Source organism: Collinsella sp. AF18-8LB, from assembly GCF_003459795.1.
Taxonomy (GTDB): Bacteria; Actinomycetota; Coriobacteriia; order Coriobacteriales; family Coriobacteriaceae; genus Collinsella.
The window spans coordinates 243,529-256,133 of record NZ_QRWU01000001.1; the positions used below are offsets into that span (position 1 = coordinate 243,529).

Genomic DNA, 12,605 nt, shown 5'->3' on the forward strand with positions numbered 1-12,605 from the left:
CCCTTGCTTGCGTATTTCCCGTTCGTTTCGCGTCCGTTGCCGCGCCGTTTCCAAGATTGCGGCGCCGTTTCCATTCGACAACGCCGCGTTTAACAACGCCGTATCTGGTCTACACCAGTTGTCCCTCGGCCGCATTATGGGCGCCGACAACGTTCATGCGACCAAGGGGGAGCGAATGTACGATACGGGATCGACAACGTTTATGCTCATCTGCACCATGCTCGTGTTTTTAATGACACCGGGTCTGGCGTTTTTCTATGGCGGCCTGTCCAGGCGCAAAAATGTCATTAACACCATGCTTATGTGCTTTGGCGCCATTGGCCTGGTCGGTGTGCTGTGGATTGTTGCCGGCTGGTCGCTGGCCTACGGCGGCGACGGCTCGAGTCCGTTTATGGGGGGCCTTGACCAGCTGCTGTGCCTGCCGGTGCTCAACCAGGTGCTGCAGGCGGCCGAGGGCAACGTCGCGGACGGCGCCGTCTACCCCCAGATCATCAACATCACCTTTCAGATGGCGTTTGCCATGATCACGGCCGCCATCGTCACGGGCAGCCTGGCCGGCCGCGTTAAGTTCGGTGCCATGACGGCCTTCCTGGGCATTTGGCTGCTCGTGGTCTATGCGCCACTCGCCCACATGGTCTGGGGCGGCGATGGCTCTTTTATCGGCGACATCATCGGCGCGCTCGACTTTGCCGGCGGCGACGTGGTGCACATTTCGTCTGGTCTTACCGGCCTGATCCTTTGCTTAATGCTCGGCCGTCGTCGCGGTTTTGGCATGGTGAGCTATCGTCCGCATAACGTCCCGTTTGTGGCGCTGGGAGCCGGCCTGCTTTGGTTTGGCTGGTTTGGCTTTAACGGCGGCAGCGAGTTTAAGGCCGATGCCGTGGCTGCGCTCGCCATTCTCAATACCGTGACGGCCAGTGCGGCGGGCATGGTCTCGTGGCTTGTCGTGGAGCGCGTGCATACCGGTCGTCCCACGCTGGTGGGTGCCAGCACCGGTCTGGTCGCGGGCCTTGTGGTGGTCACGCCGGGTGCGGGCTTTGTCGAGCCATGGGCGGCGCTGGTCATGGGCTTGATCGTGTCTCCTGTCTGCTATCTGGCTATCAGCCATCTTAAGACGAGGTTCGGCTACGACGACGCGCTTGATGCGTTTGGCTGCCATGGCATCGGCGGCATTTTGGGCGGCGTGCTCACGGGTCTGTTTTGCGTGCCGGAACTCTCGTGGACCGGTAAAGGCGGCCTGTTCTATACGGGCGACGCGTCGCTGCTTGTCTCGCAGGTCCTGGGCATTGTAGTGACGGTCGTTATCGTGCTGGTGCTCGACGTGGTGATCGCCGCAGTGGTCAAGGCACTGTTCCACGGCAGCCTGCGTGTGGACGAGGCCGACGAGGCGCTGGGCCTGGATGCGAGCCAGCACGGCGAGAGCGCATATCCTTCTTTCTCCGGACTCGATTAGCAGCTTCCCCAAGCACCGCACCTTGCCGTTCAAACCGTCGCGCGGCTTTCCCAGGCGCCCGACCTTGCCCCTCAAACCGTCGCTTGCGTACCGAAGTACGCGGCGCTCCTCTTTCGGGACAATCTCGGGCACCTGGAAAACCCGCGTCTCATGTAAAGGGATACGTTGATTTTTGAGAGGAATTCATTATGAAGAAGATTACGGCTATCGTGCGCCAGGAAAAACTTGAGGTTCTTAAAGATGCGCTGTTTGCTGCCGATGTTCGCGGTATGACCATCAACCAGGTACAGGGCTGCGGCGCGCAACATGGCTGGAAGGAATACGTGCGCGGCAACGAGTTGCTCGTCAACACGATTCCTAAGGTGCAGTTCACCCTCATCTGCGCCGATGAGCATGTCGACGGTATCGTTGAAATCATCTGCAACGCCGCTCGCACCGGTGCCGTCGGCGACGGCAAGATTTGGGTCGAGCCGGTCGAAGAAGTCATCCGCATTCGCACCGGCGAACACGGCCCCGCCGCGGTATAGAGTTGTCTTTCGCCTGATGGGCGTGCCTCCCTTGGGGTGCGCCCATTCTCGTCTACAATATCGTGCAGACGAAGGAGAGGCACGCCCATGATCAAGATGTTTGCGAGTGACTTAGACGGAACGCTACTGAACGCCCTGCATGAGGCGGACGGGACCATCCGCCGTGCCATTCGTGAGCTGACCGAGGTTGGCTTGCATGTGGTTCCCGCGACCGGGCGCTCGACGTTGCCAATCGGCGAGCATGGCTTCACGGGGCTGGCGCTCGATGCCTGCTGCTCCAATGGGTCCATCGTGCGCGACAGTCATGGCGAGGTGCTCAAGACCTGGACCATCGATCCGCAGATCACCGAGGAGCTGCTCAAGGAGTTTCCGGACATTTGCTTCGACTGCTCCACGCCCGACGGCATGTTCTCGAGCGGTTCGTTCGAGATGCACCAGGCGGGTTTTAAGAAGGACAGCCCTATCAAGCGCATCGTGATGCGCGGCATGCGTGCACGTGGCGGCTATCACGAGGAACAGTATTTTGACCAGTCGATCGGTGACATCCTGCGCCACGATGTGTGCAAGATCAACTGCCGCGTGACCTCGCCCGAGCTGGAGCGCGACCTTAAGGCCTATCTTGCCGAGCGCTCGGACCGCGTGGTCAACGCGCCGTTCGATCCGGTGATGTTCGAGATCACGGACGTGGCGTGCAACAAGGGTGAGAGCGTGGCCTGGCTGGCGGGCTACTACGGTATTGCCGAGGATGAGGTCGCGGTTTACGGCGACGGCGGCAACGACATCGCCATGCTCAAGCGTTTCCGCCACAGCTACGCGACCAAAAACGCAAGCGATGCAGCTAAGGCCGCCGCTAGTGCGACCATCGGCAGCTGCATGGTCCACGCCGTCCCCAAACACATGCTTGCCACCATGCATAAGCAAAACTCTCGCACCGTCATCGAATAATGTGGCAAAGGGACACTCACTTTTTCGCATGGGAGATGCCGGCTTTTGGCGTATAGGACTGTTACGCTTTCGCCACCAACAAATTTCGAGTTATTCGGCCTGTCGGAGGTCGTTAAATGGCTAAAGATGCCCTCTCGGGAACATTCATGCCTCTAATGGTGTTTGATTCGGTGACGTAAGTGCGCAAATGGGCATATATACGCTCAAATAAGGACAAAAACCCTCAGATAATCCCGGCGGTGCATTTATGCAGAACCAGTAGCGTGGCCGAATAACTCGAAAAATGTAGGTGGCAGTTCGGCGACAGGCTCGGGTATGGCAAAGGAACTGTTCCTTCGCCATACCCGAGCTTTGATCTTCTGAAATGCGAACAAACATTCGCATATCTAACTGCGCTTTGATAGAATCGGTATCGTTGACGGCAGTTCCATGTGCCGGGCAACGCCCTCCATTTGATGGGAGGTGATGCCCATGACCGGTCTGATTGATTTCGTGAGGCTTCTGACCGCTTTGGTCTCGTTCTTCACAGCGCTTGTCGGCCTTTCCGAGGCACTCAAGCAGCGTTCGAAGCGCAACAGAAGGGGTCGCCGCCGCTAAGGCGTTGACCCCCTAATGCAAACAACGGCGCTGCCCAGCCAGCTACAACTTGGGCTGCCGTCGACACTATTCTACCCACGAATGCCATTTCGGACAATCGGTAATGCCGATTCAAAAGGTGGGCGGGGCGTGACAAAGGGACAGTCCCTTCGTCACATTCCGGGGTTCTCGACTAGCCAATGCTCGTAAGCGCGTTGCACGATCTCGGCTTTGTCGGCCTTTTTGCGACAGCTCTTCTGCTCCTCGATAGCAAGCTCATGGGCATCGCTCTGCTCAAAAGCGCCGGTATCCCAAGCACCGTGTTCAATGCGCGACCATACGGCATCGATGAGTTGTTCGAGCTCGGCAATGTCGTCGGCGTTGGCGGTTGTCGCGAACGGCGGGCGGAGCTCGCCCGTTGTCTTGTCGGGTTCTACATAGTAGTCGCCCATGGAAGTGACGGTGTAGCCATAAAACTCGGGTGACGCTTCGACCAGCAGTTTGTAAAACTTGAGCTGACGATGGTAGCCTGCAGGGACTTCTTTGCCAAAGCCAGTCTTGTAGTCAACAATCTGCACCGTTTTAGCTGCATCGTCAACGAGGAGCAGGTCGAGAAAACCAAAGAGCGGAGTTCCTTCGGTGGTCAGGCACTGCATATTCGCCTCTGTGACGCAGCGATAGCCATGGACGTGCTCGACAAGCCAGGGGACGAATGCACGACAAATGCGTTCGAAGCGCTCCGAATAGCGATGGACGTCCTCGGGGGCAAAATCGAGCCACGAAATCTGCTGGCGATACTCGGCCTCAATTGTCTCAATCGCCGTCTCGCCATCGGCTTCCATTCTATTAACGATCTCCTCGAACATCGCGTGAATGATGGTGCCGAATTCGGTTTGGATCGTGGGCGCCGTGGGCAGGCGCACAATCTGCTTCTCAGGGAAGTGCAGACTATTTGCGCATCCAGGCTCGTACGTCGCAAAGTTGTTGAGTGCTGTGGCAGAAAGAAACTTCACGTCGGTATGAGGATCCAGAAGCGCGCGGAGCTCGGGCGTATCGAGCACGTAGTTGTCGCGCCACTCGGTTTCGATTGCAATGCTGAGCTGGTCTGCTTCAGCAGAAACCTCGCAAGAGTCGATAAGCCCCGTGAGCTCCTGCAGTGCCGACCCGCCGGCACGGTACAGCTCGAGGTGTCGTTTAGCGCGCGTGATGGCGACAAACAGCAGGCGGCGCGCGTCGTCATCATCCTTTTCCTCGCGAATAAGCAGGTTGGACGGGTACAAGCTCATGCCGCCGGCGCCTTTGTGCCAAGTGGAGTCGTCGGCATCGAGCAGGTAGACGCAGTCGAATTCCAGGCCCTTAGAGCTATGGGCGCTGGTGAGGCGAACAGCTCCCGGCGTGCCGAGGTCGATCGATGCGTCGATACTCACGCCAAACTTTTGAGCGGCATCGAGCTTGTCGACAATATCGGGCAGGCGAAGCGCACGTCCCATACGGCGCGCATCTCCCATTTCACCTTCGGCAAAGGTGAGCAGGGCGCGGATGCCGGCATTGAATTCGGCTGCGCCCAGCGGATTTTGTTCCTTGCAATTCTGATAATAGCCAAGGCTGCGTTCGACAATTCTAAAGAGCAGTGGCCTGACAGGGGAGGTGCTGGCTTCGGCCGCCCACTGCATAAGGCCGTCGTACAGCTCTTTGACGCGGACGTTATCGCTCTCGTGCATGGCGGCCATCCAGTCGCCGCGATGCTCACGCTTGGCGTTGAGCGCAAACGCCACGGATGACGGATGATTTCCGCCCAGCTCGGTGGCGCAAATGATCTGGGGGAGATAGCTGCTTGCCAGCCCTTTTTGCCCGCGAGCAAGCGCGGTAACGCAACGCAACAGTGCCAACGTCGTCTGCATACGCTCGGAGGCAAAGAGATTCTGCCGCTCGCGATACGAAAACGGCACGTTCTCCTTAACGAGGAAGGGAATCAGCGAGCGCAATGCGGCGTGTTTGGCAGAGATGACTGCAATTCCTTCATCGGGATCTTCGCAGTCATCGAGGTAGCCAGCATCAATCCTCTGCCTAATGCTCGCGGCAACGGCGGCGTATTCCTCGGCTTTGCCGGTGTAGACGTTCTCGCTAAAGCTGACCTGATCGCCTTGAGGCTTAAAGGCTTCGATTGACTTATTCGAGCTGGCGTCGAGGCGATATTCAATTTGCCGTGCGATAGCTTGACCAAGCTCAACGATGGCGGGCGTGGAGCGATAGTTGGTCTTGAGCACGATGCTCCGGGGCGAGAACTCGGCCGCAAACTGGTTAGCACATTCGATCGTGGCGCCCTGAAAACGCATGATGGCCTGATCATCATCGCCGACGGCCATGATATTGGGCGCACCAACGCCGTCGCAGAGCAGCTCGATGATGCGCATCTGGGCACCATTGGTGTCCTGGAATTCGTCGACCTGAATGTAGCTATAGGTGTCCTGGAGGATTTGGCGCAATGCGTCGTTGTGCTCGACGGCGTTAACAAAGTCGCCGATCATGTCGTCGTAATCGTAGAGATGATGCTGGTTGAGCTCGCTCTGGTAGCGACGTGCAACGTCGCAAGCAGCCTTAAGTCGCTCGCTTTGCTCGGCAATTTTAAACGTACGTCCTTGGGAGTTGCTACCGCCAAAGAATTGGTCGCGTACCTTGGTGTATCCCGACGACTTTCCCTTCTCGTCAATAAGCTCGGTGCGGCGAACGGTGTCGCGCAACTCAAGAATGTACGGTACATACGTGCCAGCAGGACAGCCGATCGGGCGGGTGAGCGATGTAGGCGCCATGCCGCAGGCACGCTCTGCCTCTTCCTCAAAACGCTCAGCCAACGCAGCGCTTGCCCTTTCACAGACAAGTGTAAGCAGCTCGGAATGTTCGGTGAGCCAGGTAGCGGCGTCGATATTCTGCTGCGCGATGGCGCTCAGCGTGTCGTAGTCCAGGCCACTGCGTTTGATTTTGGAGACAAAGCCGATCATCTTACCGATGTTTTGCGCAGGCATATCAGGTGACCCTCCGCCTAGCGGAGAACAAAAGGGCAGCGATTTGAGCAGTCGATCAAAAATCTCTTGCTGGTGCAGGCTGGTAACAAGCGTGTCGGTCGAAGGGCGCACGAAGTACTCGGGATAGCGCGACCTGATACTGCTTGCAAATCCGTGGAACGTGCTGACTTCGATGCCGTAGGCGTCGCGCCCAATGAGCTCAATCAAGCGCTTGCGCATGGCTTCCGCTCCCGCCTCGGTATAGGTGAGGCAGAGGATGTTGCGCGGGGCGGCATCGCGCTTGGCCAGGATGTTCGCCGCGCGCAGGCTCAGCAGCTGCGTCTTGCCGGTGCCGGGGCCGGCAATGACGAGCAGCGGACCATCTAGGCATTCGACGGCCTCGTGCTGTTCGGGGTTTAGTCGGTCTAGCGATGCTATGAGTTCGGGGGTCATGTTCATGGCAGTATTACCTGTCTTCCTGGTAGAGTGCACGCGTGCTATCGAGATAGTCGAGATACGTATCGATGGCACTTTGAGGTTGAACGATCTTAATGAAGGTGCTGAGTTGCAAGAGCCAGCCAAAGAATTGCGGCGACAGTGGGGCTTTGACGGTCGCCAGCAAGCGCCCATCCTGGTTCTCAAACACAACGGCGTCGAGCCCGAACTTGTCGATGAGCGGGTTCATCGCACGATCGTCGAGTTCCAGTACCACGGTGGTTTTGTCGGCAGCATAAACACCAAATGATGGTGAAACGTGATCCTCAAGCACATAGCCCGCAATACGCGGATCTTTGGTCGCGGACTCTTCGGACACCGCAACGTCGAGCATACGATCGACGCGATAAGGCGTGAACGGCTGATGACCCGAGCCGGCATTAGCCCATTTATCTCGAAATCCGATCATGTAATAGAGTTCGTCGGAGTAGATAAGGCGCACGGGCGTGAGCTCGTAGGTCTTTCCGTCATGATTAAGGGCCTTTTGCTTGGCGGCGTCGTAGTGGAAGTAACGAAACCGAATCTTGCGTTTTTCGCGCATAGCCTGCTGAATCAAGTCGATGTTGAGCAGGGCATCGGAGTTTTGCATCTTCACGCGCGAAGGCACGTCGACGCGCTTGTGCATCAGCTCGCGTTCGCCCAGGCTGGCGAGGCTCTGCAGCTTGCCGATGAGGTGGTCGGTCAACTTATCGGTCAAAAACGGCGAACTCTGCACGGCGTCAACAAGCATGATGAGTTCTTGCAGGTCGAGCGGGCGTGAGACCAGCGCCCATTCCTTGCCACCGCGCTGGTCGATGTTGAGCCCAAAGTCGCGAAGTGTTTGCAGGTCGCGATAGATGGCCTTTCGTTCGGCCTCGAGATCGTGATAGGCGAGCTCCTCGATGATCTGCTGTGTTGTGAGCCCGTGCGCGCTGTCGGTCTTTTCCATCAAGGTTTTAAGCAGGAACAGAAGCCTGAGCTTTTGATTTGGTCTGTTCGCCACGTTGTCTCCTTTCGCCGGCAGGGTAACAGCCGAAGATACAAAACAAGACCCGTTATTGGGACTCATTGTAGCCCGCGCGACCGTAGTATTCGCAGCAATAAGAGTCCGAATAGGGCGAAAGGTGGTTAAACGGAAATCGGCGGTTTGGCTGGCTGGCGTGACATGCACTCTGTTGGCTTGGGGCCGGTTCCGGTTTACAAGGATCAAAACAGGAGAAATGCGATGGCAGACATCAAAGTCTTTGCCGAGAATCTTGAGGATTCAACCAAGGAGCAGATCGAGGAGATTTCCAGCTGCCCGCCGTTTGAAGGTGCCAAGATCCGCATCATGCCCGATGCCCATAAGGGCAAGGGCTGCGTGATTGGCTTTACGGCAAACTTGGGCGACAAGGTGATTCCCAACCTGGTGGGGGTCGACATCGGATGCGGGATGTATTGTGTGCCGCTTGCGGAGACCATTGCGCGCGACGACCTCATTCAGTTCAATCGCGATGTGAAGCGCGCGGTGCCTACGGGCTTTAGCCTTCATCGCGATCCTGCCTGCGTACTCGCGGACTTTGACATGGAGTCGCGTGATTGGCTGCAGGATAAACGCAAGGTTGAGCGCTCCATGGGCACGCTGGGCGGCGGCAACCACTTCATTGAACTCGACGAGGACGAGGATGGGTGCCAATATCTGGTCGTGCACACCGGCTCGCGCAACATGGGCAAGCAGACGGCGGAGCACCATCAGGCGCTGGCGCAGAAGACGTGCACGGCAGATATCCCCGACGAGCTTAAGTATCTCGTGGGAGATCTTTCTGCCGAGTATCTCGTCGATATGCATAACTGCCAACGCTTCTCGAATCAGAACCGCAAGGCGATTGTCGCACAGATTGTTGAGCGTACGGGAATTCGACTCGACGGAGACGGCTTTACCACCATGCACAACTACATCTCGGAAGGCGGCATGGTTCGCAAGGGCGCTATTAGCGCTCATGCGGGCGAGATGGTGCTGATTCCGTTCAACATGCGCGACGGTGCCGTTATTGCGCGCGGCAAGGGAAACGAGGACTGGAACTGCTCGGCGCCGCATGGGACGGGTCGTGCGATGAGCCGCACCAAAGCGTTCCAAACGCTCGATACCAGGTCGTTCGTTAACGAGATGCGCGATGCAGGCATCTACTGTCCGAGCGCATGCGAGACGACGCTCGATGAGTCGCCCGAAGCGTATAAGCCTGCGGATGATGTACTGAGACTCATGGACCCGACGGTCGATGTTATTCATCGACTCAAGCCGATTTGGAATTTTAAGGCTACTGGTAAGCGCGGTAGGCGTTAGGAGGGTTGCGATGACGCTAAAGATGGACTCCAGGGACGACCGAATTGGACGCTCCGTGAGCATGGACGAGATGCTGAGCTTCTCGGGCGTGATGCCGCCGTCCGCGAATCGGTGTGGCGGGAATCGTGGAGAGCGTGATGATGAGGGTTTTGACCTCAGCGGTTTCCGCAACCGACTGGCTTCTGGACTCGACCGTGGTATGGAGACGTCGGTGCTTGAAGCCCCGCGAGTGTTGAGGACCGGTATGCCGGTCGATGATGCCCTAGGTGGCGGCGTTGGGCTGGGCAAGCTCAGCGTGATTGGCGGCGCGCATGAAGATGTCTCGAACGTGCTGGTGTATGCGGCTTTGCGTCTGAGTGAGCAATGCGCCGTGCTTTACGTGCCGATTCGGGAGCGTGAAGAGGATGCGATTGCCCGGCTTATTCGTGCCGAGATGGGCACCAAAGTGCCGGAGGATTCTGAAGAGCGTCAAGTCGAGGCGATTCGCGCAACGATGCGACTCAAGCAGCGCAACCTGGGCATCTTTGTCGAAGACAACATGACCATGGACCTTTTAACGAGCTGGTTGCTCGGCGACCAAACGTGGAACAGAGCAGTACTAAAGGACGTCGTGGTCGTAATCGACGGACTCGAAATGCTCGACGACAACCGCCCGATAAACGCTGTCCTGCGCGATCTGCGAAACATGCTCAGCCCAACATCCGCCATCCTGGCAGGCTGCTTTGCGGCAGAGGGTCGAGACAACGATGTGGCATTCGTCGAGACCCACTGCAATGCAGATGCTCTGGTCCGCATAAGTTCCGATGGCATGGAGCCGTCCTGCACGCGAGCCTTCGGCTGAGGCCATAGCCAATAACAACTGCTCGGCCAGCAGCGCGTTTACCAGCAGAAAATGACCGCTCATCTGCCAAAAAGATGCTTCTGAGTGCGCCAGGAATTACCATCAATATAAGGTGTTGTGACTATCAACGCCATGTCTGAACAGCTCTGGGAAGGAGTCCGCATGGGTCGTCAAGAGATACTTTTTAATCCGGTGACGGAAGAGGACGATGGGGCGAAGCGAGCTGCCAATCCATATTTGTTTGACCTGGATCAGAATGGATTCCCGGTTTTTAGTGACAAGAATATCCGATTTGTTCAGACCATGATTGATCACAATTCGTCTTATGACATAGCAGACGAAACATTGATTGGCAAAATGTATGGCGACGTTCTTGGCGGCGATGAGGATGCTATTAAACAGGCTGTTTACTACACCAATAAAGTGAACTCAACACACTTAGCGGTGCTGGGAAAGAGATATAGCGATGCAGTCAAAGCTGGCGAAATCAAGAACGTTGACCCAGAAACTGATATTCCTCAACTTGAAGAAAAATACAAAGAGAGTTCTCAAAAAGGCAATAGTTCCAATAGTCGGAAGTCTGAATGGGTGTTGACCGGTGGGGCAGCGTTAACCGCTCGTGAGATTATTAAAAACAAAGATGAATTAATAGAAGCCTTGAAGGACGACTCGAATGGCGGCGATGAGCACGGAGGCGCTAGGGCGGTGTATCTTATCGCTCGATATGCTGAGAATTATTTGCGTGATGAGGGTCTTACCGACTTTAAGAAAAACAATGTTTCATTTGCATCGAAATTCTGTCATCACACATGTATAAAAGGCGGGCTTGGGGATAGATATTGCATCTATGACTCAGTTGTCGGGGAGGTTCTTCCCTATTACATTTGGGCCTACTCCAATCATGCTGACATCGAAAAAAAGAACTACTCAAAGCTGAAGAAACTGATTTCAGACTATGTCAATGATGATTCATCTTTGGGTTACTGGAAGTACCGTGAGCTATATAGAAGTGTATGCGATGGCGTTAACCTCTGGCGAGGCGAACATTCGAATGAGTGTGCGTTAGATGGCTCTATGACGATCGAGCCATTTGAAGGTGACATTGGCTTCCAAGAGGTTGATAGGCTTATTTGGTATTACTTCAAGGGCCGTCGTCTTGATGAGGCCAAGAGAAAAATGAAGCAAATCATCAAGTAGATCTAGTGCTCGATTGATTGATGGGAAAACCCTCTCAAGTTCGACATCATGTGCAGAGCTTGGGCGAATCAAGATGCTTTCACTTCGCCCAAAGATATTCTGAGTCTCGTGTTCTTGGGCCGTGCCTGGTGTGGGCACGGCCTCTTTTGTGTCCATGAGGATTCGAATGCCGAATTGAGATATGGGCAAGACCGGCTAATGGGGGTTGTTGCGGCTTTTCGTGTCTTCCGTCAACGAGCGCGATGCCGATATATATCCAGCCAGCCGGGCTCTTCCTCTTTGTTGTCGGTGCACGCTTCTAGCAAGTTATCTATCCGGTCCAACCCGATCGCTTGCAAGGCCGCGTATTCTTCTGGCAAAGGTTGCGTTGCTTTTCTCGCCCTGAACACAGGCGACAGCATCAGATTCGTATGTGCCCATCCGGCAAAGCAGCTGCCGTAGGGGATAGAGCCACATCTGATCTGCCCATCGTCATCGGGATACAGACAGTCCAATTTCGAGTTTGCTACCAGGCAATAACAAGGTCCTGGCGCCCATGGCCTGCAGTCAATCTCGAGAATGTCGCCCTTCTTGTACGGTGTGGGCAGGTCGATGTACGCCCCTTTAAACCATGGCCCAAAGATTTCACCCACAATGCAATCGCGCGCCTCGCCACATTCGCCCTCTTCCTCTCTGCAGATGTACTGGATTTCGCCGGAGGCGTTTGCGTAGTAAGCGTAGTCTGGCTGTAGAAAGCCGTCGTATGGATATGAACAGCTCGGGTCGTTGGCAAGGTTGAACAGCTCAATCATCCAGTATGAGGACGATAAATCTGTCATGCCGCCCCACTTGTCTGCGTATGTCTTCATTGCCGCAAGGGCGGCCTGCCACGATGCCACGGGGAAGGGGCCATGCGTGATAGCGGATCCCACTTCGCTATCGATGAAGCTAATTTCGCTGATAAGCAGCACTTTCTTGTTTCCGTCGACGGCCTTTAGCGCGTCCAAGCAGCCATCGATGTAGTCGATACAATCTTCTGGATCGTACCAATGAAAAGTGTTGTCTGACGAGTTGCGCTCAGCAGCAAGCAGTCTGCTGAGCATCTTCCGTTTGCGGTTGATTTCTATCGGCGCGCTACCGATGATGTGCGCGTGCTGATCACTGCTCAGTAGCTGTGGATTATGCAGCAAATGCTCTCGCAGCTCCGGAGAGTCGATCAAGTTGATTATTTCTTCGTGCATGATGGCCTCCGGGTTGCCGGTGTGGCTTCTCGTAGATTCGGACATGG

10 protein-coding genes are annotated in these 12,605 nt (G+C 56.0%); 7 read left to right on the forward strand and 3 right to left on the reverse strand.

Annotated features, from left to right (window positions below; genetic code table 11):
• Window positions 1–175 precede the first annotated feature (175 nt).
• From DWX25_RS01110 to DWX25_RS09735, 4 genes are all read left to right on the forward strand, one after another.
• Complete coding sequence (locus DWX25_RS01110; protein WP_117798479.1) at window positions 176–1,453, forward strand: ammonium transporter; 1,278 nt, start codon at window positions 176–178, stop codon at window positions 1,451–1,453.
• Between the two features lie 188 nt (window positions 1,454–1,641).
• Complete coding sequence (locus tag DWX25_RS01115) at window positions 1,642–1,980, forward strand: P-II family nitrogen regulator (protein ID WP_089572298.1); 339 nt, start codon at window positions 1,642–1,644, stop codon at window positions 1,978–1,980.
• A gap of 87 nt (window positions 1,981–2,067) precedes the next feature.
• Window positions 2,068–2,925, forward strand: coding sequence for an HAD-IIB family hydrolase (locus tag DWX25_RS01120; protein ID WP_117798480.1), 858 nt, complete (start codon window positions 2,068–2,070; stop codon window positions 2,923–2,925).
• A gap of 471 nt (window positions 2,926–3,396) precedes the next feature.
• Entirely contained in the window at window positions 3,397–3,522 is a 126-nt protein-coding gene (locus tag DWX25_RS09735; RefSeq protein WP_255412936.1) for a hypothetical protein, read from the forward strand.
• A gap of 152 nt (window positions 3,523–3,674) precedes the next feature.
• Here the strand turns inward: DWX25_RS09735 and DWX25_RS01125 are convergent, their stop codons facing one another.
• Together DWX25_RS01125 and DWX25_RS01130 are read right to left on the reverse strand one after the other, a co-directional pair.
• Complete coding sequence (locus tag DWX25_RS01125; protein WP_117798482.1) at window positions 3,675–6,962, reverse strand: ATP-dependent DNA helicase; 3,288 nt, start codon at window positions 6,960–6,962, stop codon at window positions 3,675–3,677.
• A gap of 7 nt (window positions 6,963–6,969) precedes the next feature.
• Window positions 6,970–7,980: a YafY family protein gene (locus tag DWX25_RS01130; protein WP_158553178.1), complete on the reverse strand. Its 1,011-nt coding sequence runs from the start codon at window positions 7,978–7,980 to the stop codon at window positions 6,970–6,972.
• A gap of 222 nt (window positions 7,981–8,202) precedes the next feature.
• Here DWX25_RS01130 and DWX25_RS01135 point away from each other — a divergent pair, with 222 nt between their 5' ends.
• The 3 genes from DWX25_RS01135 to DWX25_RS01145 all read left to right on the forward strand — a co-directional run bounded on the left by DWX25_RS01135 (window position 8,203) and on the right by DWX25_RS01145 (window position 11,338).
• On the forward strand, window positions 8,203–9,300 hold the full coding sequence (locus tag DWX25_RS01135) for an RtcB family protein (RefSeq protein ID WP_117798484.1): 1,098 nt from the start codon (window positions 8,203–8,205) through the stop codon (window positions 9,298–9,300).
• A gap of 61 nt (window positions 9,301–9,361) precedes the next feature.
• Window positions 9,362–10,141 (forward strand): hypothetical protein, encoded by a 780-nt coding sequence (locus tag DWX25_RS01140; RefSeq protein WP_147335803.1) that lies wholly within the window; start codon window positions 9,362–9,364, stop codon window positions 10,139–10,141.
• A 162-nt stretch (window positions 10,142–10,303) separates the two neighbouring features.
• Complete coding sequence (locus tag DWX25_RS01145) at window positions 10,304–11,338, forward strand: hypothetical protein (RefSeq protein WP_117798487.1); 1,035 nt, start codon at window positions 10,304–10,306, stop codon at window positions 11,336–11,338.
• Window positions 11,339–11,568: 230 nt separating this feature from the next.
• Here DWX25_RS01145 and DWX25_RS01150 read toward each other — a convergent pair whose 3' ends face one another.
• Complete coding sequence (locus tag DWX25_RS01150; RefSeq protein ID WP_117798489.1) at window positions 11,569–12,603, reverse strand: hypothetical protein; 1,035 nt, start codon at window positions 12,601–12,603, stop codon at window positions 11,569–11,571.
• Window positions 12,604–12,605 lie beyond the last annotated feature (2 nt).